The sequence below is a fragment of the Rhizorhabdus histidinilytica genome, assembly GCF_900167915.1.
In the GTDB taxonomy this organism is placed as follows: Bacteria; Pseudomonadota; Alphaproteobacteria; order Sphingomonadales; family Sphingomonadaceae; genus Rhizorhabdus; species Rhizorhabdus histidinilytica.
In genome coordinates this window covers 13,550-38,040 of record NZ_FUYM01000013.1, presented here as the reverse complement: position 1 = coordinate 38,040, position 24,491 = coordinate 13,550, and the positions used below count along the sequence as shown (strand labels likewise).

Genomic DNA, 24,491 nt, shown 5'->3' with positions numbered 1-24,491 from the left:
ATGAAAAGGAGGTAGCGGTGAAGATTACAGGTGCCCGCGTCATTGTCACCTGTCCCGATCGTAACTTCGTGACGCTCAAGATTGAGACGGATGAAGGTTTGACCGGCATAGGGGACGCGACGCTGAATGGCCGTGAACTGGCCGTCGCGTCCTATCTGACCGACCACGTCATCCCATGCCTGATCGGACGCGATGCGCATCGGATCGAGGACATCTGGCATTATCTGTACCGGGGCGCCTATTGGCGCCGTGGGCCGGTGACCATGAGTGCGATCGCCGCCGTCGACACCGCCCTGTGGGACATCAAGGCCAAGGCCGCTGGCCTGCCGCTCTACCAGCTGCTCGGCGGCCGCAGCCGCGACGGCGTGATGGTCTATGGCCATGCCAATGGCCGCGATATCGAGGAGACCGCCGACGAGGTGGCCCGCTATGTCGAGATGGGCTACCGCGCGATCCGCGCGCAGAGCGGCGTTCCCGGCCTGGCTTCCACTTACGGCGTCTCGTCGGACAAGATGTATTATGAACCGGCCGACGCCGCGCTGCCGACCGAGAATGTCTGGTCGACCGAGAAATATCTCGACCATGTCCCGAAGCTGTTCGATCGGCTGCGCGATCGCTTCGGCTTTGACCATCACCTGCTCCACGACGTCCACCATCGGCTGACGCCGATCGAGGCCGGGCGGCTGGGCAAGTCGCTCGAGCCCTACCGGCTGTTCTGGATGGAGGACGCCACCCCGGCCGAGAACCAGGAGGCGTTCCGCCTGATCCGTCAGCACACCGTCACCCCGCTGGCCGTGGGCGAGGTGTTCAACACGATCTGGGACGCCAAGGACCTGATCCAGAACCAGCTGATCGACTATATCCGCGCCACCGTGGTCCATGCCGGCGGCATCAGCCATCTTCGCCGGATCGCCGACCTGGCGGCGCTCTATCAGGTCCGGACCGGCTGCCACGGCGCCACCGATCTTTCGCCCGTCTGCATGGGGGCCGCCCTCCATTTCGACATATGGGTCCCCAATTTCGGCGTGCAGGAATATATGCGCCATACCGAGGCCACCGATGCGGTGTTCCCGCACGCCTACAGCTTCGCGGCGGGTTATATGACGCCAGGCGACGTACCTGGCCACGGCGTCGAGATCGACGAGGCGCTGGCCGCGAAATATCCCTACAAGCCGTGCTCCCTGCCGGTGAACCGGCTGGAGGACGGCACGCTCTGGCACTGGTGACGAAAAAGGCGGCAGGGATCTCCGGATCCCTGCCGCATAGTATGACCGGTCCGCCCGGGCAGTGCCCGGCCCGCGCGTTCCGGCCTTTACCAGGGTTTGTTCAGCCCGATCCGCTGCCGGCGTTCGTCCCAGGCGCCCCCGGCCGACGCACCGGACGTCCTCTTGCCCGCGAACAGCATCGAGGCGAGAAAGCGCCAGGTGGCGCCGCTGAAGATCAGCAGGCCCAGGATCCGCCGCCCTTCGGCGGGATCGAGCCGAACCGTGGTGGCGATCGTGCTGGCCGCCCCGCTCTCGACGACCAGTTCGCCGGCTTCCACCCGAAGCTCGCCGACCTCGAAATCGATGTCGGCGAGCGAGCTGGTTACGCGCATCGCGGCCTCCTCAGCTCTTGCGCAGGGTGCCGCGTGCCTGGGCGGCACGGACGCGCTGCTCGTGAAGGTCCGCCATGTCGGCAACGCTCTTGCCGGCGGGCGGCGTGAACTGGCCGCGGCCGTAAAGGTCCGAGAAGACCTCGCGCACCGGGCCCATCTTATCCGCCAGCGTGCGCGGCGGCTTGCCCGACGGAAACTGGTTCGCCGGATAGATCGGCTTCTCGTAGATCTGCCGGAAACCCTCGGTTCGGACGTCGACCCAGGTATTGTGGTTGCAGCGCGACCGGTGCTCGCGAAGCGACTCGATGTCGATCGTCACGCCGAGCACCTGCTCCTGCGGATAGGGGGCGTGCCGCTGCACCATGCCGGTATAGTCGATCGCGAACGAACCGCCGGGGCAGAAGGCCTTGGGATAATAGGCATAGTCGACCGTGCCCCAGTTGGAGCCGAGGACATAGGCCATGTTGTCGTGCGCACGGGTGCGGCGGGTGAACATCCAGAAGTCCCAGGGCTGCGATACACCCTCGACCTCCTGCAGCGCGACCGGATGGCAGATCACCTCGGCGCCGTTATAGCCGAGCGCGCGCGACACCTCGGGCGTGCAGCCGTCATGGCAGGTCATCGTGCCGAGCTTGCCGATCTCGGTGTCGATCACCGGAAAGAGCGTCGAGATATCGCCGCCGAAAACCTCGCAATATTCGTCGAAGATATCGTGCGGCGACGTGCCCAGGCCGATCGAGGCGGGAATGTGCCATTTGTGGTAGCGCAGCACCACCTCGCCCGACGGCCCGATGATGAAGGCGGTATTGAACCAGCGGTCGGGGAACTCCTTGACCCGTTCGACCACGCCGCCGCCGGCGATGTAGAGATTATATTCCTTGGCGACCTCGCCCAGCCGCCGCATCTCCGGGCCGTCGAGCTCGATCGCCTTCTTCATGAAGCTGTCAATGCCATGCTCGCCCTTGCCGGGCGTGGTGACGCCCTGCATGAAATATTCGGGGAACACGACCAGCCTGGCCGGAAGCTCCCAGAAATAGCCGACGCCGAAATCGATCATGTTGATCGCACGATCCAGATTCTTGGCGATGCCCGCGCGATCCTCGGCGACCTCGACATGGGGCTGCATCACCAGGGCGGTGTATTTGTCGATCTTCTTCGCTGTCATATGCTGTCTCCGACGTTCGTCACCAGAAGTCGGCCGGGGTGATGCCCATGTCGTCGAGCATCACCCGGGCCGTGATCGTTCCCATGGCCGAGATGGCGCCGCCGGGATGGCAGTGCGGACCGGTCATGTAGAGGTCGCGGACAGGCGCGCGGTAATGCGCATATCCGGGGAAGGGGCGGAAGGAGCCGAGCTGCGCGGCGATCCGCTCGCCGCCGTTGGTGGTGCCTTCCACGAAGCTGAGATTGGCGGTCTCCAGCGTGCCGCGATGCTGGAGATATTTGCCCAGGATCACGTCGCCGGCGATGTTCGGCGCATATTGCTGCAGCTTGGGCAGCAGGGTTTTCGCATAATATTCCTCGGCAATGTCGTCCCAGGTCCGCCCGTCGGCAAGCCAGTTGGAGACATAGGTGTCGAAGATCAGCGTATGCTTGCCCTCGGGCGCGCGGGTCGGGTCGAGCTTCGTCCAGCAGGCCGACCAGAGAAACGGATCGCTCGGCGGTATGCCCATCGCGATCTCGGCATAGAAGCGGGTCATCTGCTCCATCGAATCGACGATCCGGTGGAAGGGGGCGGCGCTCATCGCCTCCCCGTTCAGGAAGCGCGGCTCCTCCGCGAGCGCGAGCTGCGCGCGGCAGATCGATATCTTGCCGAAGGAATAGCCCTTCACCATCGCCGCGAAATCGGGGGTCAGCCTGTCCTCGCCCAGCAGGCGCAGGAAGGTCTGCTTCGGATCGAGCGCCGACACCGTCGCGCGCCGGCCGCGCACCGTCCGCCCATCCTCAAGGCGGAGGCCGGCGGCGCGGCCGTTCTCGACGATGATCTCACTGACCGAGGCGTTGGTCAGCACCTTGCCGCCATGCGCCTCGACATAGCGCGCCATCGCCTTGGGCAGCTCCATGCTGCCGCCTTCCGGGATCGCCTGGCCATAATAATGGATCGCCGGGATCATGATGTAGAAGGACTGGCCGGCGCCCTCCTGGTCGGGGAGGATCTGCGGGGCCAACGCCCAGTTCAGCATCACCGCCTTGATGAAGTCGTTCTCGAAATTGGTCTCGACCCAGGCGCGGGCCGACATCGAGAATTCGCGCAGCCGGCGCAGCCCCACCTCGTTGGTCTCCAGCGCGCGGGGCAGGGCCGAAGGCGGTGCGGGCGGCGAGAAGAACGCCTTGACGAAGCCTTCGCGGATCTGTTCGAAATCCTCGTACACCCGGCGGTAGCGGGCGGCGTCCGCGCGCGAATAGGCGGCGATCGACTCGCAGGTCTTGTCGATGTCCTTGTGGATGACGATCCCCGGCCCGCCGTTGCGGTCGGGATGGCCGGTGATGTGATCCTTCGGCTCGATATATTTCAGGCCGTAGCGCTCGAGCTCCGGCTGGATCGCCTTGAAATCCTCGTTGCACTGGATCCAGACGTGCGACGAGCCGTAGAGGTCGTGCTTGAACCCGGGCAGCGTCACCTCCTCGGTGATGGCGCCGCCGCCGACATTGGCGTTACGCTCGACGACGCACACCGACAGGTTCCAGCGGGCAAGGGTGGCGGCGCAGGCGAGCGCGTTGACGCCTCCGCCGGCAATGACGACATCGAAGTCGGACATGCGATCTTCTCCGGTTCAGCTTGTCCCAACTGTACGGACCGGGAGCGCGCGGTAGAAATTAGGCTTATTGATCGCTTGGATTAGAGCGAATGCCGTTGCCCGATCCGGGCGGCCGTGCATGCTGCCGGTCGAACAAGCCCGCCCAGCATGGATGGAAAATGCCTCTCATCGATCCGGACGACAGTCTGAGCCTTTGCGCCGTGATGTTCGGGCTGACCGCCATGGGCTTCTGGCTCGACGGTACCGCGTTCGGCCGCCGCACGTCGGGCGCGCTGTGGATCATCGTCGGCGGCCTGCTCCTGTCCAACCTCGGCGTGGTGCCGTTCGAGGCACCGGTCTACGACTTCACGTTCAGCCATCTCGTGCCGATGGCGATCCCGCTGCTGCTGCTGCGCGCCGATCTGCGGCGCATCATCCGCGAGTCGGGCCGGGTGATGGCGGCCTTCCTGATTGCAAGCTTCGCGGTCGTGGTGGGCGCCGTCGTCGGCTTTCATCTGATCCCCATGGGACCGATCGGCGCCAAGGTGGCCGGCGTCTATACCGGCGGCTGGATCGGCGGCACCGTCAGCTTCGTCGCGGTCAGCCAGGCGGTCCACATGACGCCCGCCGAGTTCACGCTGGCGATGGGCGCGAGCAGCCCGGTCAGCATCGCCGCGCTGCTGCTGCTGATCACCTTGCCGTCGCTGGCGATCCTGCGCCGCTTCATCCCGACCAAGTTCGACGTCAACGAGGTCGACAGCACCGATCTGGTCATCGAGACCCAGCCGAAATCCTATCGCGCCGCCGAGCTGGCCGGCCTGATCACCCTCGGCTTCGCCATCTCGTCGATCGGATCGCTCTTCGCCAATGCAATGGGCTGGCACGACTACAAGATCGTCGTGATCTCCATTCTCAGCCTGATCGTCGCCAATCTCATTCCCGGCCAGATTCGCCGGCTTACCCTGGACTTCGATGTCGGCATGTTCGTGATGTACATGTTCTTCGCCTGCGTCGGCATGATCACCAATGCGAATATCTTCAACGGTGAGGCCTTGCTGCTGGTGCTCTACGCCACGTTGATGCTCGCCATCCATTTCGTGGTGCTGCTCGGTGCCGCGAAATTGCTCAGGATCGACCTGGCCGACGCGATCATCGGTTCGGCGGCCGCGGTGATGGGCCCGGCGCCGACCGCCGCGATCGCCTCGGCGCGCGGCTGGAACGAGCTGGTCACCCCGGGGATCATGTGCGCGATCTTCGGCAAGGCGATCGCCACCTTCATCGGCCTCGGCGTGGCGATGCTGCTGCGATGAGGGTGGTCGTCGTCACGGGCTGCTCGAGCGGCATCGGGCTCGAAACCGCGCTCGCCTTCGCCGCCGCGGGGGACAAGGTCGTCGCGACGGTGCGCGATCCGATGCGCGCCTCAACGCTGCGGGCCGAGGCTCAAGCGCGCGCGCTCGACGTCATGATCGAGCCGCTCGACGTCACCCAGGCCGCCACCTTCGCCGGTTTCGTCGATGGTGTGGTCGGCCGTCACGGCCGCATCGACGTCCTTGTCAACAATGCCGGCATGCTTCCCGCCGGGGCGTTCGAGGATATCGACGAGGCCGGGCTGAGGCTGGTGATGGAGACGAATTTCTTCGGCGCCGCGCTGCTGATGAAGGCGGTGCTGCCCGTGATGCGCCGGCAGGAGAGCGGAACGATCGTCAACATCAGCTCGCTGTCCGGGCTCGCCGCGCGGGCGGGTGATGCCGCCTACAGCGCGAGCAAATTCGCACTTGAAGGCCTGACCGAGGCAGTCAGCCAGGAAGTCGCGCGATGGAATGTTCGCGTCGCGCTCGTCGAACCGGGCAGTTGCGCGACCAATATGCTGGCGGGCCTCGCGGCCTGGCCCGTTGCCGAGGACTCAGCTTATCGGCCCTTGGTCGAGGCGCAGCGGGCGGCGGCGCTGAGCGGGGCCGACCGGCAGGCTTCTCCGCGGACGGTCGCCGATCTCATCGTGCGGATCGCAGCCTCGCGGACGGACCAATTGCGCTGGCCCGCTGATCCGCTCGCCAGCAGCGTGCTCGCCACGCTGTGGCGTGGTGACGACGGCGATCGACTGCGCTTCCTGCGCGAGGCCGCCGACGTCGACTGGTGGATTTCCGGCGAAGAGCGTCCGCCGAGGATGAGCAACGAGTCGGATGCCGAGGAACGACGATAGCGGCCCCGAGCGGGCGGCGGGACGGTGCGTGGTTTTTGGAGAGGTGCTGCTCCGGCTCTCCGCACCGGACCGGGGGCTCCTTCTCCAGCGGCCTGGTCTCGACAGCTGTTTCGGCGGAGCGGAGGCCAATGTCGCCGCGGGCCTGGCTTCGCTGGGGCGGCCGACGGCGATCGTTACCGCGCTACCCGGGAACAGGCTCGGCCAGGCTGCCCTCGCCGCGTTGCGGGGCATGGGGATCGACTGTTCGGGCGTACACCAAAGCCCGGGGAGAATGGGTCTCTATTTCCTGGACTCGGGGGCGGGGCTGCGGCCAGGCCGGGTCATCTATGACAGAGACGACAGCAGTTTCGCCCGAATGGACCCCGATCGGCTCGATTGGCCGATGCTGTTGCGAGGGGCAGGGCGCCTGCATCTCTCCGGCATCACCCCGGCTTTGGGAGATGGGCCGGCCATCGCCGCCCGGCGCGCCGCGGCGACGGCCGTGCAATTGGGTATCCCGGTCTCGTTCGACGTCAATTTTCGACCGAGCCTGTGGCGTACACCCGAGGCGGCCCCGCCCCTCCTGCGCGCCCTGACGAGCGAGGCCGACGTGCTGTTTGCCAATGGTCATGACATGGCGCTCCTCGCCGATGAGGCCTTTGACGGTCATCCGGAGGATGAGCAGCGGTTGCTGGCCAGCACTTTCGCCAAGTTTCCCAAGCTGAAGGTGATCGCATCGAGCCGGCGCGTCATGTCCGCCGCGGACCGGTTGTCGGTGTCGGTGAAGGTCGATGGTCGTGATGCGGTGGCGATCAGTCCCGAAAGGACGTTGTCGAACATCGTCGACCGGATCGGTACGGGTGACGCACTCGCGGCCGGGGTCCTCGCGGGTCTCGGTCCGTCCCATGACATCGCCCGCGCGGCGGATTGGGGGCTGGCACTCTTCTGCCTCAAGCACGGCATTCCAGGAGACGTCAGCTTCGCCGATATGTCCCACGTCGAAGCGTTTCTCGACGGAAGGCTGGACATCCAGCGTTGAACTGTCGGCCGGCCGTCAGGCGTCGATCGTCACCTCGGCGGTGAGCGGCCAGGCGGCGCAGAGCAGCGCGTGACCGTCGCCGACTGCCGCGGAGGTTCTGCCGCCGGTGATCGCGGTACGGCAACTGTGGCAGGCGCCGATCCGGCAATCGTGCGGGATGGCGACGCCCGCCGCCTCGGCGCAGTCGAGCAGGGTCGAGCCGTCCTCGGCCCGCCAGACCACCTCGATCCCCGACCGTGCGAACAGAAGGCGGGCCTGCTCGACCGCCGCTTCCTCGGGCGCGGCGGGCGTGGCGAAGACCTCATGGAAGATCCGGTCGGGATTGGCCCCTGCCGCCGTGAGGTCCCTGGTCATGTCCCGGCAGAAGGCAGCGGGTCCGCACATGTAGAGGTCGACTTCGTACCAGGGCAGGGCAATGCGCCCCTCTCCGAACGGCAGGTAATTGTCCTTCATCCACTCGCGCAGTCGCGCGGTGTCGATCCGGCCGCGATGATGATAGTCGCGGCCTTCCATGTCGCGTCCGGTGGGCCGGGTGAAGACGTGGCGGACATGCCAATGCGCCTCACCCTCGGCGAGGGCGTCGACTTCCGCGCGGAGCGCCTGGGCGGCACGATTGGCGGCCATGTAGAAGAAATGAAGCGGCGGTGCCTCCGCGCCGCGCGCCTTGTGCGCCTCCAGCATCGGCAGGAAGGGCGTGATGCCGATTCCAGCGGCGATCATCACGACCGGCCGGAAGCCCCCTGCGTCGAACAGGAAGCGGCCTGCCGGCGCGCGCAGGGCCAGCCGGTCGCCGACCGAGAGCCGGTCATGCAGCAAGGTCGAGCCGCGCCCGTCGGGTTCGCGCTTGACGGTGATGCGGTAGACGCCGCCGGGTTCGGTCCGTTTAGACAGGCTCCAGGCGCGCGCGAAGCTGCCTTCGCCATCCTCCAGCCGCACGGTCACGAACTGGCCGGGATCGGCCAGGGCGATCCCTTTCCCGTCGACGGGCAGCAGTTCGAAGGAGGAGATGTCGGCCGTTTCGCGGCGGACGGCGTCGATCGTGAAGTCGCGCCAGCCGGTCCAGGCGCCGCGCTCGAGCGCGGCCGCGCGCTCCGCCAGGTTCAGCTTGGATTGCAGGATCAGCCGGACGGTCAGGCTCAGTGCAGCACTGGCGAGGGCGCGGCGCAGCCCGTCGAGCGGCGGCGTGAAATTGCCCGAACAGTATAGCGCGATATCGGCCACCGTCGGATTGGCCTCGTCGCGGGCGACCAGGGACATCGTGTCGCCCGGCCGAACGCGCCCCGCCGACACCACGCCGAAATAGACGCCCGTATGCGCGGATACAGCGAACCGGCTCTGGAAGGTGCGCGGCTGGCCGAGCCGCCACGCCAGCTTGAAGCAGGGGACGCGCGGACCCGCCACGACGAGCCGTACCTCCGGTCCTATCGCGAAGACGTCGCCGAGCCGCAATTCCGTCTCGTCGAGCCGGTCGAAGGTCAGGTTCTCCCCGAATAGCCCATCGTCCCATTCGCCGCGGTCCTTGCCGAGATCGTCGGTCCAGAAGCGATAATGGTCGCGGCTGACCGCATAAATCGCATCGGGATGGATCGCCCGTTCGTCGCCGGCCGGGCCGCTGTCGGTGATCGTCCAGGGTTCGGCGACCGGAACCTTGAGGTGCGCGGTCGGCACCGGTTCGCCCGCCATCTCCACGACGCGGACCGTGCCGACGCAGAAGTTGAGCAGCCGCATGGTCCTCTCCATCCTATCGAAACGATAAAGGCAACAAGTTGTCTATATTGTCAAGCGCTGCCCGTTGGGCGGAAGAGTTGATCACCCCGCGCGGCGCAATTGGCGCTTGCCTAAACCGTGCCGGCCGGCAATCTCCTGCGGAAGATGGGTGAGAAGAGGATGCCGATGGCAAGGGCGACGGGCAGACGAACGGCGGCAAAGGCCGAGACAGCGGCAGGAACGGATGCGCTACCCAGCCACATGATGATAGCCAACAGCATCTACAGCGCGCGCCGCCGGCGCGGGTTGACGCTCGCCCAGCTCGCCAGCGCGACCGATCTGGACAAGGGCTATCTGTCGCGGGTCGAGCGCGGCCAGAAATCGCCATCGATCAGCACCCTGCTCAAGATCGCGGAAGCGCTCGACGTCCAGGTCGGCCAGCTGTTCGGCGAGAAGACGGGCGAGGATGCGATCCTGGTGGTCCGCCGTGACGAGCATATCGACATGAAGTCGGACGAGCAGCCCGGCATGGGCCTGCTCCAGGCGATCCTGCCGGCCAGCAACCGCCGCCGGCTGAGCCTGTTCATGATCGAACCCGGTCAGGAGGTGAACAGCCGCGCCGCCGATCATCCGGGCGACGAGACGGTCTATGTCCTGTCGGGCACGCTCGTCATCGATTTCCCCGACCGCAGCGTCGAGCTGCGCGAAGGCGACTGCGTCCATTTCGACGGCCATCTGCGGCACGACATCCGCCAGGTCGGCCGCGCCAAGGCCCGCGCGTTGGTGATCATCGCGCAGGACCTCTCGACCCGTGTCGCAGACTGACTTCAGCGGGGCGCCGTCGCCCGTCGCCGCGTGCCGGTCGTGGCGTTGCGCCTCGCCATGGCGACACGGATGCCGACCTCGTCCCGGTCGCGGTGGACGAGGCGGACGGCGGCCTTGCCGTCGCGCCGCTCGATCGCGTCGATCAGCTCGTCGTGCAGGATCTGGATGGCATGGGCCGAACTGGTCTTCACGATCGGGCCGGTCAGGGTGATGAGCGATTTGAGCGCCTGTTCCCAGCGGTGGCGCTGCGCCTGGTAGACCTCGACCGCGACGCTGCTGCCGGCGGCTTCGAGGATCGCGATGTGGAGGTCGGTATCCGCCGCGGCGACCCCGTCCATGTCGAGCAGGTCGACCTGCCGCTTGGTCTCGGCGAGCAGACGACGGATCGTCTTCATCTGCCGGCTGGTATGGCGCAGGGCGGCCTGCTCGGCGGCCGGCGCCTCGATCGTGTAGCGGAAATCGTAGATCGCCTCGACTTCGTCGAGGCTCATCTCGCTGGGGGCGGGCTCGAAGCGGCTGTTGTCGACGACATAGGACCCCGATCCGGTGCGCGTCTCGACCCGGTTCAGATGGCTCAGGACCCGCAGCGCCTCGCGGATCGTCGAGCGGCCGACGCCGAAGTCGGCGCCGAGCCGCGCTTCGGACGGCAGCCGGTCGCCGACCTTGAACACACCCTTGTCGATCGCATCCTGGATCGCGGTGATGACCTGGTCGACGAGATAATGGGGCTTTATCTGGCCCGCATAGGGATTCGGACGGCTTTCCTTGGTCATTCGAGTTCTGCGTCCCGGTCGCGATGGCGCTCCATAACAACAGTGCCTGTGCGAAGAAAGCCGGGAGGATGTTCATCGCCGTTCAGTAGAGCTCGTGCTCAAGGCCGTGATTGTAGAAGGCATCGAGCTGCTCGACCGACAATTCGGTGATCTTCGCCATATCCGACAGCACCTTGCCGACGGAGGGGAAATCCGATGTGTCGGCCCAGCCCTCCGGTTTCCACAGCCCGGACCGGCGGAACGCCTTGCCGCAATGGAAATAGGCTTCGCGAACCGTGACCTTGACGGCCGCCTTCGGCGTCTTGCCCTGCTCGACGAGCCGCTCGAGGACGGCGGGATCGCGGGTGACGATCGCCGGTCCGTTGATCCGCAGGAAGACGTCCAGCCGGGGCGCCATGAACAGCATGCCGATCCGGCCATTCTCGATGACGTTCGAGAAGGTCTCCATCTTGTTGTTGCCGGGCCAGTCGGCGAAGGCCAGCGTTTTGCGGTCGAGCGGCTTGACGAAGCCCGGTTCCCCGCCGCGCGGCGACGCGTCCAGCCCGGCCTCTGTCTCCGATGCGATGCAGACGATCGGCGCCAGCCGCATGTACCGAAGCATGTGGTCGTGCAGGAAATCGAGCTTCGACCGCAGGATCAGCGGGCTCGGCGCATCATAATGGGCGCGCAACTCCTCGATTGTCGAGATCTGGTAGGGGTCGGTGTCGGACATGGCGGGCCTCGTGGCTCAGGGGACGGTCAGTCGATGAACTCCGCCGACGGATGCGCGCGGGGCCAACGTCGGACCATGTCGAGATAGCGCGCGAGGGTGGCGTCGGCGCGGGTCAGCGACCCGACCTTGAAGTGGATCGTCAGGCCGATCGCCGAGTCCTCCATCGCGATCGCGGTCTCGAACTGGTGACACTGGTCCAGGAAGGCACGGACCTCGGCGTCATCGTCGGTCCGCTCGCCGGCGAAGACCGAGAACATCCGGCTCTGTCGCGGCGCGGGCAGGCCGAAGGCGGCGAGGAAGCCGAACCAGCGGCCATCGAGCGTGCCGGTCTGGAAGAAGATCGACGTTCCGATGATGCCGCCGCGCACGTTCATGTGGCGCCCGCCCCAAAGGCCATCGAGCTGGTAGAACATGCTGTGGTCGGTCCACTCGATGTTCGTGCCGATGCCGCCGGGCATCTCCGTGAATTTGTGGAGGAGCCGGATGTGCTGGATGTCCGGGGTCTGCGCGCAGATCATCCAGGGATCGATGGCCATCGGCACCGGGAATTCCTGCGTCTGGACGAGCAGATTCTCCTCGGGAAAGGGCCAGTCGGGGAGGTCGTAATGCGGTTCATCGCCGTTGAACGCCCAGATCAGGCCATGCTTCTCCAGCGTCGGGAAGGCGAACAGGCTGGCGCGGGCCGGGGCGGGATCGCCGCAGCCGGTCTTGCGGCAGCTTCCGGCACGGTCGAACTCCCACAGATGATAGGGGCATTGGACCTGGTTGCCGACGACCCGGCCGATCGAGAGATCGGCGCCCAGATGGGCGCAATAGGCGCTGGTCACCTGCGCGACGCCGTCCTCCCCGCGAAAGGCGATTACGCGGCCGCCGAGGAAGGGATAGCCCTTCACCTCGCCCGGCGCGATGTCGCTGCTCATGCAGATCGGGAACCAGGCCTGGGTGTAGAGGCCGTCGTCGCCTTCCAGCGGGACCTGCGGCCCCAGGGTGCGGCGGCGGGCGGCGGGATCGGCCGGCTTGACGAGGGTTGCCATGGATGAAGCCTTTCTAATGAGGAGCAGGTCAGGCCGGCAGCGCGGCGTCGACCTCGATTTCGACGAGCAGCTCGGGAAGCAGGAGGCGGCGCACCTCGACCGCCGTCGCGGCGGGGAAGGGGCCGTCGCCGTAGAAGGAGCGGCGCAGCGGCAGCGCCGCCGCCAGCGCATCCATGTCGGTGACGTAGATCGTTTCCCGGACGATTGCATCGAAGCCAAGGCCGAAATGGTCGAGCGTCGTGGCGATCGCGCCATAGACATGGCGGAGCTGAGCCTCGAAGTCGCCCGCATGCAACGGCATGAATCCTTCGCCCATGCTCGCGGTGCCGGCGATGCGCAGCATGTCGCCATGGCGGACGGCCTGCGCATAACCAAGCTGCCGCTGTGCATCCTGCCATTCCGGCATATAGAATCGATCGGTCATCTGCGCCTCCATTTGTCCGGCTGTCTGACAGATTCGATTGGCCCATGTCAACGAAGGACAGGGCGTGTCGTCATTTTTCCTGCCGCACGGACAAATTGTTGTCTTTTGCTGCGGCAGGGGCTTGCCAATCGGCGAATCTAGGATAATCTGTCTGACAGCCTGACAAAATATAAGCGGCGTCGGGTCAAAAGGGAGATGATATCATGAGACACGCATCGCATGTCCGGAAGTTCATGGCGGGAAGCGCGCTGATCGCGATGGCCTTTACCTGGAGCGTTCCGGCCCTCGCGGCGGCCGAGAGGGTGGCCCCGGCGGCGACGGAGGCCGGCGATGCCTCGGCCGAGATTCTGGTCACGGCCCGGCGGCGCAACGAGTCGGTCCAGTCAGTGCCGATCGCGATCACCGTGCTGACCGCCGAGGACATCGCCCGCTCGGGGGTCGAGGGGGTCGGCGACATCGCCAACCTCTCCCCCAATGTCAGTTTCGACAACGCGCTCAACCTGGGCACCAACTTCCTGACCATCCGTGGGCAGGGGCAGAGCCAATATTCCCCGCCGCCCGCCGCGATCGTCGTCGACGGGGTGCTCACCATCTCGCCGCTCCAGTTCAACGTCGACGAGTTCGGCCTGCAGCAGGTGGAGGTGCTCAAGGGGCCGCAAGGCGCCATATATGGCCGCAACGCCATCGCAGGCGCGATCAACATCAGCAGCCTCAAGCCCGGCGACGACTTCGATGCGCGGGTCATGGCCGGTTACGGCCGGGGCGAGGAGTGGAAGGCCAAGGCGATGGTCAGCGGACCCGTGGTGGCCGACCTCCTCTCGGTGCTGGGCGGCGTCTCCTTCACCGATCGCCGCGGCCAGGTCCGCAACGTCACGACCGGGGAATATTCGGACAAGATGAAGGACTTCACCGGCCGCCTGCGCGCGGTGGTGACGCCGGCCGAGGGGTTCGAGCTCGACCTGAAATATACCTATTCCGACGCCAAGGGCCGCGACCCGGCCTATGTCACCAGCCGCTCCGGCAATCCGCGGATCAGCTCCGATCCGTTCGATTCCAACCGGGTCGGCACTAATCCGCGCACGCTGCACGACCTGTCGGGGCGGGCGATCTACGACACGGGCTTCGGCACGCTGATCGCGACGCTCGCTTATGTCCATGTCCGTGAGGATATCACGGCCGACTTCGACTTCTCGGCGCTCGACATCTTCGCGGTGAAGCAGCGGCAGCAGGAAAGCGGCTTCTCGCAGGAGCTTCGGTTCGCCTCGCCGACCGGCGGCAGCCTGCGCTGGCTATTCGGCGGCTATCATGTCCGCTCGAAGCGGCGGCTGGGCGCCGACATCTTCGCCGATCCCTTCTTCCTGGGCGTCACCCCGGCGCCCACCCAGGCCGATTTCCTGATCGCGAGGAGCAACGACCTCAACCGCTACGAGACCTGGTCGGGCTTCGCCAACGTCGAATATGACCTGCTGCCGACGCTGGAGCTGGCGGTCGCGGCCCGTTACGACGACGACAGCCTGCAACAATTCCCCGGCACGGGCGGCAGCCAGAAGGCGAGCTTCGCCAAATGGCAGCCGAAGGGCACGCTCACTTTCAAGCCGGTGCCGGGCGTGATGGTCTATGGCTCGGTCGGCCGCGGCTTCCGCAGCGGCGACTTCAACGCCAGCGGGTCGAGCTTCGGCAACCCGGTCATCGCCGCCGAGGTCGCCACCAATTACGAGGTCGGGGCGAAGGCGCGCCTGCTCGACGGAACGGTGTCGATCGAGGGGGCGCTGTTCCGCACCGATCTGAAGAACGGGCAGTTCAAGATCTTCGACGGCGGCGGCGCGACCAATGTCGGCATCAACATCGACAAGACCCGGATCGAGGGCTTCGAGGTTGCCGGGGCGGTCCGCCTCGTCCGCGGTTTCACCTTCACCGGAAGCTTCGGCCACACCGATCCCAAGGTGGTGCGCTTCACCTTGCCGCCGGGTTATGGCGCCCCGGTCAACTATATCGGCAACCGGCCGCCGCGCATCTCGCGCTATACCGCCAATATCGGTTTCGACGCCGAGATACCCGTCGGCGACGGGCTCAACCTCTTCGTCCGGCCCGAATATCGTTTCACCAGCGGCTATTATTGGGACCTGGAGAACCGCTACCGTCGCCCCTCGATCGATCTCGTTGATCTGCGCGCGGGCATCGAGGGAGGGGAGGGGCGGTGGAGCGTGACAGGCTGGGTCCACAATGCGCTCAACCAGAAGGTCACCGCCGACTATCAACCCTTCACCAATTCGGGTCATCCGCTCGGCATCGACGCCTATTATCCGCCGGTCGGCTCCACCTACGGTATCGAGCTCAGCTATCGCTTCTAGGCGATGGGCCGGGAGGTCGCCCTCCCGGCCGCGCCGGCCGACCGACGAGGAGAGAGAGCATGTTCCTTCAGAATGCCTGGTATCCGGTCGCTTGGGGCGACGAGATCGCCGACGGCTTCCTCGCGCGGAAGGTGCTCGGCCGCGAGCTGGCGCTGTTCCGTGACGGGCAGGGGCAGCCGCGCGCGATCGCCAATCGCTGTCCGCATCGCTTCGCGCCGCTCAGCCTGGGCAAGCGGATCGGTGACGCCATCCAATGCCCCTATCACGGCCTGCATTTCGGCGCCGACGGCCGGTGCGTCCACAATCCGCACGGCGACGGCAGCGTGCCCGACGTGGCGACGCCTGCCTTTCCGGCGCGGGAGCGACACAAGCTCATCTGGGTCTGGATGGGCGAGGCGGCGTTGGCGACGGACGACATCGGCGACGGCGAATATGCCTATCTCGACGCCATCGACCTGTCCGTCCTGCCGCGCGGCTATATGCCGCTGGCCTGCGATTACCGGCTGGTGATCGACAATCTCATGGACCCGGCGCACACCGCCATCCTGCACGGCACCACCCTCGCCAGCGAAGCGCTGACCCGCGCTGTGCCGCGGGTCTGGCGCGACGGCGACGGCATCCGCGTGGAAAGCTGGGCACCGGCCGGGAAGCCGTCCTTCCTGTTCGGCGAGTTCCTGGGCAATCATGACGATCCGGTCGACCATTGGGCGGCGTCGCGCTGGCAGATGGCGGGGCTGCTCAGCGTCGAGGCCGGGGTGACCGCCGTCGGCGGCAGGCGGGAGGATGGCCTGACGACGCGCGTCGCCCATCTCGTCACCCCCGAAACCGAGACGACCGCCCATTATTTCTGGGCCGCGGCCCGCAACTTCCGCGCCGACGACGCCGAGCTGTCGGACCAGATCCAGGCCGGGATCACCGCGATCTTCGACGGCGAGGACCGGTGGATGCTGGAGGCGATCGAGCGATCGATGGACGGAGAGGATTTCTGGGCGCTGCGGCCGGCCATCCTGCCGTTCGATCGCGGCGCGGTGATGGTGCGCCGGGCGCTGGAAAGCGCGATCAAGGCCGAGACGGCACCGAAGCCGGTCACGGCCGTGGCCGGCTAGACCTCGTCGGGCAGCGCCACGACGGCGTCGATCTCGATCAGCCATTCGGGCAGGCCAAGCGCGGCGACCCCCAGCAACATGCTGGCGGTGATCGGCCATTCGTCGCCGAATATCTCGCGTCCGGACTCGAAGATCGGTCCGATCAGTTCGGCCCTGTAATCGACGACGTTGATCGTCATGCGGACGATATCGGCGGGCGTCGCGCCGACCGCGGCGACGGCGGCGCGGATGTTGGCGAAACATTGCCGAGCCTGGGCGCGATGGTCGCCCGCGTCGACGAGGCGGCCCTCGGGATCGAGCGCCACCTGCCCCGCGACGAATGCCAGCCGCCCGGCGGACGCGACCACGATCTGGGCATAGAGGTCCATGACCGGGGGAGCCAAGGTGGGCGGGTCGATCCGGCGCACGCGGCGGTCGCGGCCGATGGTCATGCCCGCCCCGCCACGATGGCGGCGATCCGGTCGGCGACCGCTTCCGCATGGGTGACGATCGCCATGTGGCCGGCATCGATCGCGCTGGTCCGCCAGCCGGCCTCCGCGGCGAGGCGGGCGGTTTCCTCGAAGAAGGGGAAGCCGGTGAAGCGGACATAATGGCGTTCGCAGGCGGCCGGCTCCTGGCCCGGACGACGCGCCTCGCGGTTGACGCATGCGGGCGTCGGCCGCAGCCTCGCCATCAGCCGGGCGGTATCCGCCGTGTCGGGCAGGCCGAGAAAGGCGCTGTCGGGTGGCTGGACGAGGTCGGGCGCATCGGCGCTGATGAGCGCCGCGAACAGCGGTTCGAGTTCCGGATGCCGTCCGAACACCGACTGACCCGGGGCGAGGGTGAAGCCGTCGAGCGCGATCTGCAGGCGGACGAGGTCGGGCCGCAGCGCCGCGACCTCGGCGGCGACGGCGCTGCCATAGCTGTGCCCGACGATGACGACGTCGTCGCCGTCCAGGAAATGCAGATGCTCGACGACGTCGGCGACATGCGCCTGGAGGCCGGTCGCGGGGCCGCCAAGATGAGCGCGATCGCCGAGACCGGTCAATGTCGGCGCGGAGGAGGCCAGGCCCTTGCGGGCGAGCGCATCGCGGACCGGGCGCCAGCACCAGCCGCCGAGCCAGGATCCGTGGATGAGAAGGATGGTCGGGATTCGCGCTGCCAAGCTCTGTCCTCCCCGAGGATGTATCAATCGGATGTCTGGTGGGCATTTCACAAGCGGGCGATCAGCCCGCCCGGTGGGCCAGCCCATTCCTCGTCGATTCTTCGATCATAGCGGTCAGCAGTGGTTTTCACAATGAAATCTGTCAGGCAGCAAGGCAGATTTATTTGCTCATCAGGCAATGGTTGCCGATGACGTTCCAAGACCATCGGCCGGCGGACGGTCCGCCGGCCAATTCCGTTCAGCGCGCGCAGCCTCGCTGGCGATAGGCGCGCGGCGAGCAACCATAGGCGCGACGGAAGCTCTCGCTGAAGTGGGAGAGATTGTTGAAGCCCCAGGCGAAGGCGATCTCGCCGATCGTCCGGTGCGCCAGGGTCGGCGAGAGCAGGTCGAGCCGGCAGCGTTCGAGCCGCCGGCGCAGGATCACCCGCGAGACGGTCTCGCCCTCCGCTTCGAACAGCCGGGTGAGCTGCCGCGCGGACATGCCACAGGCGGCCGCCACCGTCGCGGTGCCCAGTGAGGGCTCCTTGATGTGGGTTTCGATGAAGCGGTTCGCCCGCGCATAGCCCATGTGCGAGGGCGTGCTCGCCCGCGACGACAGCGTGCTCGACGCCGCGGCGAGCAGCGGCAGGATGCTGCCCAATGCGATCTCGCGTTCCGCATCGCTGATCATCGGCGCGACGTCGGCGAGGCTGATCAGCGAAGCCACCGCGACCCGCGCCATGCCATCGCGTGCCAGCGGGATGCCGCACATCCGTTCGGACGGGGTGAGGTGGCGCAGGATGAGCGGCCGGGGCGCGCGCAACGTCAGCAAGGCGGCGCGCGATCCGAGCTCCAGGCTGTAGGGCAGGGCGGTGTCCTGCATGAAGATGTCGCCCGCGCGCAGCTCGGAATGGTTGCCGCACTGGGTGGTGCGGCCATGGCCGGACAGCAGCACGTTGATCAGGAAGCCCGGCTCCGTGTCGTCGGCGATGCGGCGTTCGGACCGGTAGGCGGTCAATGCGGTCGCCTCGACATGGGCGAGCGTGGCGTCGCCCATCGGCATCATCATGAACCGGCCGTCGAAGCTGGCCGATTTTTCGGGAACGACCTCGATGCCGATCAGCTTGCGGCAGACGACCTCGTGCCAATGATCGAGGCCGTGGCTTTCGATCGTGCTTGCGACAGTCGGCGCGGCATGGCTCATCGACGGTTCCCCCTGCGAACGTGCCTCCCCGTCTCGCCGGCGGCCGTTCGGAGTGGCCGTTCCTGGCCCGGCGGCGCGGTGGCCATATGGGCAACAACTTGTCTCATGATCTCCGCGGGCGATCAAGGCGTGAATATGCTTTGCGGCAGCAGCGCCGACACGAGCGCGTGCGGCGTGTTGACGATCGAGCTGATCCGCAGATCACCCGCCACGCTGAACAGGCAATAGGCCTGTTCGGGGGTCAGGCCGCGTTCGATCACCAGCGCATCGACCATGGCTGCGGCGGCATTGCGCGCCGCCAGCGTCGCATCGATCGGGCCGACTGCGCCGGCGGGGTCGATCGGCAGCCCGGTCGTCGCGAACCAGCCGGCGGCCCCGATGCCGGGCGTCTCTGACGCCGCACAGCGGTAGCTAGGGCTCTGCTGGCGGCGGCGGGCGGCTTCGCCCTTGATCAGGCCGAAGCGGGCGGTGATCGTCGCCGAGGTCTCGATCGCGGTGCCGCAGCTCTCGCCGTCCCCCTGCGCGAAATGGGCGTCGCCGACCGAGAAGAGGGCGCCGGGCACCTCGACCGGAAGATAGAGGGTCGATCCCGCGACCAACTGCCGCACGTCCATATTGCCGCCCGTCTCATGCGCGGCGACGGTCCGCCACGCCTCGCCCGCGATCGCGGGATCGGGCGGGACGGCGAAGTTCGTCTCGGGCGGCAGCACCAGCGCCCGGCCGGCGATATCGGCCTCCCGGCGGTTCACCGCGCGTAGCCGCGCCAGACTGGGGGCGAGCCCCATCACCCCCATGAAGGGTGCCGCGGGGATGCGGATGCCGGGCAGATCGTCGCAGGTCGCATGGTCGGGTCCCAGCTCCCAATGGAGCAGGAAGGGGCCGGGATAGCGGTCCTGCAACAGGCCGAGGCCGGGGAAGAGCGCGGTGAAGCCGTAATCGGGGGTGGCGATCTCCAGGATATCGACAACGAGCAGGTCGCCGGGCTCGGCCCCCTCGACGAAGACGGGACCGGTCAGCACATGCGCGCGGTCCAGCACGACGTCGACCATCTCGCCGGCCTTCATGCCGGGGCGGATCTGGCCATCGAGGGAGTCGCGCGTCTCGATCTCGACCGTGTCGCCCGGGGCGATGCGCAGCGCCGGCTCGATCAGCGGATGCCAGCGATTATGGGAGCATCCGGGCTTGTCGCAGATGCTGTGCCCATGATCGACGGAAATATGGTGATGCGGCATGTGATCGTCTCCCGGCCCGGTTGGATGGGGCGATCTCTACGCGTCCTCGGCGGCTTGGCACCCCGCAACCGCACCGGCGGCGGACTGGCGAAAGTTTTTTGTCCGCTGCGCCAAAACATGGGCCGGCAAAAGCGCATAGGCTTGTCCCGATAAGCCGAAAAAGGGGGCCGACCATGTTTCTTCCTTCCGCCGTTTCGAACCGTCCGCTGCTGCTGGGGGCCGCCTGCGCGGCGTTGCTGGCGGCGCCCGTCCACGCGCAGGACGGGCCCGCCGCCCCCGATGCGGTGGAGGGCATCGCCGAGATCACGGTGACCGCGCAGCGTCGCGCCACCAATTTGCAGGAGACGCCGATCTCGATCTCCGCGCTGACCGGCGACGCGCTCGATCAGCGCGGCATGGCGGACGTCGCCGCGATCGGCGGCGCCACGCCCAATCTGTCGACCACCAGCGGCGGCGCGGGATCGGGCGGTACCAGCAACATCCAGCTCTATATCCGCGGCATCGGCCAGTTCGACTTCCTCGCCGCGTCCGACCCCGGCGTCGGCGTGTATATCGACGGCGTCTATTATGCCCGCGCGCTGGGCGGCGTGTTCGACCTGCTCGACATCGAACGTGTCGAGATCCTGCGCGGCCCGCAGGGGACCTTGTTCGGCAAGAACGCCCTCGGCGGCGCGCTCCAGTTCATCACCGCCAAGCCCGGCAACGATTTCGGCGGGACGATCGAGGGCACGTTCGGCCGCTATGATCGGATCAACCTGCGGGGCGCGGTCAACCTGCCGATCGCCGAGGACAAGGCTGCCGCGCGCATCGCCTTCTCCTCGAAGAACGCCGATGCCTATGGCCGCCGGCTCGACCTCGCCACCGGCCGGTCGATCGGCCGCCGGCCCGGCGACCAGGACAGCTTCACCGTCCGCGGTTCGCTCGACCTCAAGCCAAGCGATCGGATCGACATCCTGCTGAGCTACGACAAGACCCGCGAGCGGCAGGAATCGCCGCCGATCGTCAACGCCTTCATCGACACCGTCAACAGCGCCGCGCCGTTGTGGAACGCGCTGGTCGGCGGCCCGGCGGGGACGCCGTGGGACCAGCGCTACCTGTCGCCCGATCCCGACACCAGCTACGGCACCGGGTTGACCGACAATCGGCTCGACGCGTGGGGGGCGTCGGCGATCGTCTCGGTCGACCTCGGGCCGGTCGAGTTCAAGTCGATCACGGCTTATCGCAAGATCTTCTCGCTGTTCGGCGTCGACCAGGACGGATCGCCGCTCGACTATGCCTCGACCCGCAACCGCGACCATCAACGCCAGTTCAGCGAGGAGGCGCAGCTCTCCGGTACCGGCTTCGACAAGCGGCTGAAATGGGTGGTGGGCGGCTTCTACTTCAAGGAACGGACCAACGACTTCAACCAGGCGCGGCTGCTGACCGGCCTTTATCCGGCGTTGCAGGCGCTGCCGGGGCCGCTCGACGGCTCCCCGCTGTCGGCGCCGACGGCGCCAGGCGGCTTCGGCAATCCGCTCAACCTGGGGCTCGACCTCAACCTCGATCTCGACACCACCTATCGCACGACCAGCTACGCGGCGTTCGGTCAGGCGACATTCGACGTCACCGACCGGCTCGCCCTGACGCTGGGTGCGCGCTACACCGACGAGACCAAGCGGTCCGAGCTGAGCGTGCTGCGCGTCCAGTCGAACAGCTACGTGATCGCGCCGGGATCGAAGGTGAAGGAATCCTATTCGGATTTCTCGCCGCGCGCGAGCATCGACTATAAGGTCACCGACGACCTCTTCACCTATTTCGTCTATTCGGAAGGCTTCCGCGCCGGAGGCTTCGACGGCCGGCCGACGTCGGAGGCGGAGGGGCTCCACAGTTTCAAGCCCGAACAGCTCACCTCCTATGAGCTGGGCTTCAAGACGACCCTGTTCGACCGGCGTCTGCGCTTCAACGCCGACGTCTATTATGGCGACTACAAGGATATCCAGCTCCGCACCAACACCGTGTCCAACGGCATTCTCGTCGTCGCGACGGAGAATGCCGGCAAGGCACGCATCCGGGGCTTCGAAGCCGAGCTGACCGCCCGGCCGGTGCCCGAGCTGGAACTGACCGCGTCGGTCGGCCACACCGATTTCGACTATCGCAAGCTCGGCAACGTGCCGGGCCTCACCTTCACGTCCAAGCCGCTCAAGACGCCCGAGTGGACGACCTACGCCAGCGGCCAGTACAGCCTGCCGACCGGTTTCGGCCAGCTCGTCTTCTTCGGCGACTGGAGTTATCGGACCCGCACCTACAATGACGCGGTCAACACGCCGGTCCTGTCGCAGGGCGCCTACAGCCTGTTCAACGCGCGGCTGACCGCCGACTTCGGGAAATGGAGCCTTGCGGGCTTCGTCAACAACATCGCCGACAAGCGGGTGATCACCGACGGCTTTACCGTCGAGGCGCTCGGCTTCTACAACACCAGCTACAACCGGCCGCGCGAATGGGGGATCACCGCGCGCTACCGCTTCTAGCTTCCCAGGGGAAGGCCATGGCCGTCGATCCGCAGATCCAGCCGTTGCTCGACCGGGCCAATGCCGCCGGGCCGCCCGATTTCGGACGGCTCACCGCCGCGGACATGCGGGCCGGCATCAACGCGATGCTGGCCTCCTTCAACGCCGGGCGGCCGCCCGTCGAGGGTGTGGAGACACGGGATATGGAGCTTCGTGCCGCGCCTCCGCTGGCCGGCCGCATCTATCGCCCGGCGGCTGGAGAGCGGCCATCGGCAGCGCTGGTATTCTTCCATGGCGGCGGCTGGGTGGTCGGAGACATCGAAAGCCATGACGTCTTCTGCCGGCGCATTGCCACGCTGGTGGGCTGCGCGGTGGTCTCGGTCGATTATCGGCTGGCCCCCGAAAACCCCTTTCCGGCTGCGCCCGAGGATGCCGTCGCCGCTCTCGAAGCGGTGCGGGCGCGGGCGGAGGAACTGGGCCTCGATCCACGCAGGCTCGCGGTCGGGGGCGATTCCGCGGGCGGGGCGCTGGCGGCCGTCGCGGCCCAGGCGGCAGCGAAGGCGGGGGTCGGGCTGGCCGGGCAGCTGCTGATCTGCCCGGCGACCGACCTCGCCAGCCCGCCGCCGCCGGGGGGATCGCGCGAGCGGTTGGGGAGCGGCTATCTCCTGACCGATGCCGAGATACGCTGGTATGCCGATCAATATCTACCGGCCGGCATCGACCGCACCGATCCGCGGGCCTCGCCGATGTTCGGGAACCTTGCGGGGCTCGCGCCCGCGATCGTCGCCACCGCCGGCTATGATCCGGTGAGGGACGACGGGATCGGCTATGCCGAGGCGCTGGCCCACGCCGGAACGCCGGTCGAGCATCTGCATTTCCCGACGCTGGTCCATGGCTTCAACCTGCTCGATGCGATCAGCGTCGAGGCCGACCGTGCGGTGCGGGCGATGGCCGGCGCATTGGGCCGGCTCGTCGCATGAGGGCCGCTCGTCAGCCCAGCACCTCCGGATGGCGGCGCAGCGTCTGGCGGCACCAATAGTCGAACGTCGCCTGGATGAATTTCGGCTTGGTCATGAAGCGCTTGGCGTCCGCGGCGAGATCGTCCGCCACCGCTATGGGCCGATAGCCGGCACCCCGGCAGAGAAGCTGCAGGCGTGCGGCGTGCTCCATCGACGCGAGCAGGAAGGTGGCCTGTTCCACCGTCCCGCCGGCGGCGAGGGCGCCATGGTTGACGAGCAGGATCGCGTTCCTGTCGCCGAGCGCGGTCGAGATGATCTCGCCCTCCTCATTGGCGAGCGGAACGCCGGGCCAGCGGTCGAGATAGGCGATCTCGTCGTGCAGCATCGCCATGTCCATATGGCTGATCACCAGCCGTTCGCCGGCCATCGCGATCGCCGAGGCGTGGGGGGGATGGGTGTGGACGATTGCGCGCAGATCGGGCCGCGCGGCGTAGATCCAGCTGTGGAAGCGGGCACCGGGATTGGCCATGCCCTCCCCCTCGAGCACTTCGAGATTGGCGTTGACGCGGACCAGGTTGCCGGCGGTCGTGTCGGCGAAGCCGTGCGCGAAGCCGGTGGTCCAGAAGCTGCCGTCGTCGTTGCGGACGCTGATCTGGCCGGCCAGCGACATGGCATGCCCTTCATCGGCCAGGAAACGGCAGGCGAGGGCGATCTTCTCCTTCAGGGTGAACCCGCCCGCGACGATCTGGCGTTCCATGTCGCCATAGGTGCGTGCGACCACCGTCGCACTGTCCTCTCGAAGACCTTCATACCCGATCGTCATCCAGAAACTCCTTAGACATCTTGTTGTCCAAAGGACATTTAATGGATTTGGTCGGAGAGAGCGAGCGAAATATGCACGTGCGACGTGTCCACGCGCCGTGGTCCGAGTGGCAACCGGTGGGGATGGATGTGCCTGGCGACCGACGCGAACAAGGTCGATGGCCGATCGTTCCTGTAGAT

The 24,491-nt window shown here is 67.0% G+C and carries 22 protein-coding genes; 9 read left to right on the top strand and 13 right to left on the bottom strand.

The annotated features are described in order from the left end of the window. Positions 1-17: 17 nt before the first annotated feature. Positions 18-1,226: a D-mannonate dehydratase ManD gene (gene manD / locus B5X82_RS22080; RefSeq protein ID WP_079650365.1), complete on the top strand. Its 1,209-nt coding sequence runs from the start codon at positions 18-20 to the stop codon at positions 1,224-1,226. An 86-nt stretch (positions 1,227-1,312) separates the two neighbouring features. On the opposite strand, the gene B5X82_RS22075 is transcribed toward manD, so the two are convergent. The 3 genes from B5X82_RS22075 to B5X82_RS22065 are packed head-to-tail and all read right to left on the bottom strand — an operon-like array spanning position 1,313 to position 4,356. Beyond that, a complete protein-coding gene (locus B5X82_RS22075) occupies positions 1,313-1,597 on the bottom strand; it encodes a hypothetical protein (RefSeq protein WP_079650363.1) in 285 nt (94 codons plus the stop codon). A gap of 10 nt (positions 1,598-1,607) precedes the next feature. Beyond that, positions 1,608-2,762 carry a nitrilase-related carbon-nitrogen hydrolase gene (locus B5X82_RS22070; protein ID WP_079650361.1) on the bottom strand — a complete coding sequence of 385 codons (1,155 nt, stop codon included), beginning with the start codon at positions 2,760-2,762 and terminating at the stop codon, positions 1,608-1,610. A 19-nt stretch (positions 2,763-2,781) separates the two neighbouring features. Further along, positions 2,782-4,356, bottom strand: a complete 1,575-nt coding sequence (locus B5X82_RS22065; RefSeq protein ID WP_079650359.1) for a phytoene desaturase family protein — start codon at positions 4,354-4,356, stop codon at positions 2,782-2,784. Positions 4,357-4,514: 158 nt separating this feature from the next. Here B5X82_RS22065 and B5X82_RS22060 point away from each other — a divergent pair, with 158 nt between their 5' ends. Genes B5X82_RS22060 through B5X82_RS22050 form a run of 3 tightly spaced genes read left to right on the top strand, consistent with a single transcriptional unit; the run spans position 4,515 to position 7,553 of the window. Next, on the top strand, positions 4,515-5,645 hold the full coding sequence (locus tag B5X82_RS22060) for a DUF819 family protein (protein WP_079650357.1): 1,131 nt from the start codon (positions 4,515-4,517) through the stop codon (positions 5,643-5,645). Continuing rightward, positions 5,642-6,535, top strand: coding sequence for an SDR family oxidoreductase (locus B5X82_RS22055; protein WP_079650355.1), 894 nt, complete (start codon positions 5,642-5,644; stop codon positions 6,533-6,535). The genes B5X82_RS22060 and B5X82_RS22055 overlap by 4 nt, the downstream gene beginning before the upstream one ends. Further along, positions 6,516-7,553, top strand: coding sequence for a sugar kinase (locus tag B5X82_RS22050; RefSeq protein WP_079650353.1), 1,038 nt, complete (start codon positions 6,516-6,518; stop codon positions 7,551-7,553). The genes B5X82_RS22055 and B5X82_RS22050 overlap by 20 nt, the downstream gene beginning before the upstream one ends. Before the next feature lie 15 nt (positions 7,554-7,568). On the opposite strand, the gene B5X82_RS22045 is transcribed toward B5X82_RS22050, so the two are convergent. Next, positions 7,569-9,281, bottom strand: a complete 1,713-nt coding sequence (locus B5X82_RS22045; RefSeq protein ID WP_176152673.1) for an MOSC domain-containing protein — start codon at positions 9,279-9,281, stop codon at positions 7,569-7,571. Positions 9,282-9,446: 165 nt separating this feature from the next. Here B5X82_RS22045 and B5X82_RS22040 point away from each other — a divergent pair, with 165 nt between their 5' ends. Beyond that, positions 9,447-10,085: a helix-turn-helix domain-containing protein gene (locus tag B5X82_RS22040; RefSeq protein WP_176152672.1), complete on the top strand. Its 639-nt coding sequence runs from the start codon at positions 9,447-9,449 to the stop codon at positions 10,083-10,085. A 2-nt stretch (positions 10,086-10,087) separates the two neighbouring features. Here B5X82_RS22040 and B5X82_RS22035 read toward each other — a convergent pair whose 3' ends face one another. From B5X82_RS22035 to B5X82_RS22020, 4 genes are all read right to left on the bottom strand, one after another. Further along, positions 10,088-10,858: a FadR/GntR family transcriptional regulator gene (locus tag B5X82_RS22035; protein WP_079650347.1), complete on the bottom strand. Its 771-nt coding sequence runs from the start codon at positions 10,856-10,858 to the stop codon at positions 10,088-10,090. A gap of 82 nt (positions 10,859-10,940) precedes the next feature. Next, on the bottom strand, positions 10,941-11,570 hold the full coding sequence (locus B5X82_RS22030) for an MSMEG_1061 family FMN-dependent PPOX-type flavoprotein (protein WP_079650345.1): 630 nt from the start codon (positions 11,568-11,570) through the stop codon (positions 10,941-10,943). A 26-nt stretch (positions 11,571-11,596) separates the two neighbouring features. Beyond that, positions 11,597-12,604 (bottom strand): aromatic ring-hydroxylating oxygenase subunit alpha, encoded by a 1,008-nt coding sequence (locus tag B5X82_RS22025; RefSeq protein ID WP_079650343.1) that lies wholly within the window; start codon positions 12,602-12,604, stop codon positions 11,597-11,599. Positions 12,605-12,632: 28 nt separating this feature from the next. Further along, positions 12,633-13,028: a RidA family protein gene (locus tag B5X82_RS22020; protein ID WP_235862767.1), complete on the bottom strand. Its 396-nt coding sequence runs from the start codon at positions 13,026-13,028 to the stop codon at positions 12,633-12,635. Positions 13,029-13,231: 203 nt separating this feature from the next. On the opposite strand from B5X82_RS22020, the gene B5X82_RS22015 reads away from it, so the two are divergent. Continuing rightward, a complete protein-coding gene (locus tag B5X82_RS22015) occupies positions 13,232-15,379 on the top strand; it encodes a TonB-dependent receptor (protein ID WP_079650339.1) in 2,148 nt (715 codons plus the stop codon). Positions 15,380-15,438: 59 nt separating this feature from the next. Continuing rightward, positions 15,439-16,485, top strand: a complete 1,047-nt coding sequence (locus tag B5X82_RS22010) for an aromatic ring-hydroxylating dioxygenase subunit alpha (RefSeq protein ID WP_079650337.1) — start codon at positions 15,439-15,441, stop codon at positions 16,483-16,485. On the opposite strand, the gene B5X82_RS22005 is transcribed toward B5X82_RS22010, so the two are convergent. The 4 genes from B5X82_RS22005 to B5X82_RS21990 all read right to left on the bottom strand — a co-directional run bounded on the left by B5X82_RS22005 (position 16,482) and on the right by B5X82_RS21990 (position 20,044). Next, positions 16,482-16,916, bottom strand: a complete 435-nt coding sequence (locus B5X82_RS22005) for a RidA family protein (RefSeq protein ID WP_079650336.1) — start codon at positions 16,914-16,916, stop codon at positions 16,482-16,484. The genes B5X82_RS22010 and B5X82_RS22005 overlap by 4 nt on opposite strands. After that, positions 16,913-17,629, bottom strand: coding sequence for an alpha/beta hydrolase (locus B5X82_RS22000; protein ID WP_176152671.1), 717 nt, complete (start codon positions 17,627-17,629; stop codon positions 16,913-16,915). The genes B5X82_RS22005 and B5X82_RS22000 overlap by 4 nt, the downstream gene beginning before the upstream one ends. A gap of 238 nt (positions 17,630-17,867) precedes the next feature. After that, positions 17,868-18,812 carry a helix-turn-helix domain-containing protein gene (locus B5X82_RS21995; RefSeq protein WP_079650334.1) on the bottom strand — a complete coding sequence of 315 codons (945 nt, stop codon included), beginning with the start codon at positions 18,810-18,812 and terminating at the stop codon, positions 17,868-17,870. 122 nt (positions 18,813-18,934) lie between these two features. Next, positions 18,935-20,044, bottom strand: coding sequence for an acetamidase/formamidase family protein (locus tag B5X82_RS21990; protein ID WP_079650333.1), 1,110 nt, complete (start codon positions 20,042-20,044; stop codon positions 18,935-18,937). A 173-nt stretch (positions 20,045-20,217) separates the two neighbouring features. Here B5X82_RS21990 and B5X82_RS21985 point away from each other — a divergent pair, with 173 nt between their 5' ends. Beyond that, positions 20,218-22,551, top strand: coding sequence for a TonB-dependent receptor (locus tag B5X82_RS21985; RefSeq protein WP_079650331.1), 2,334 nt, complete (start codon positions 20,218-20,220; stop codon positions 22,549-22,551). A gap of 17 nt (positions 22,552-22,568) precedes the next feature. Further along, entirely contained in the window at positions 22,569-23,510 is a 942-nt protein-coding gene (locus tag B5X82_RS21980) for an alpha/beta hydrolase (RefSeq protein WP_176152670.1), read from the top strand. A 10-nt stretch (positions 23,511-23,520) separates the two neighbouring features. Here B5X82_RS21980 and B5X82_RS21975 read toward each other — a convergent pair whose 3' ends face one another. Then, positions 23,521-24,312, bottom strand: a complete 792-nt coding sequence (locus tag B5X82_RS21975; RefSeq protein ID WP_079650329.1) for an aldolase — start codon at positions 24,310-24,312, stop codon at positions 23,521-23,523. Positions 24,313-24,491 lie beyond the last annotated feature (179 nt).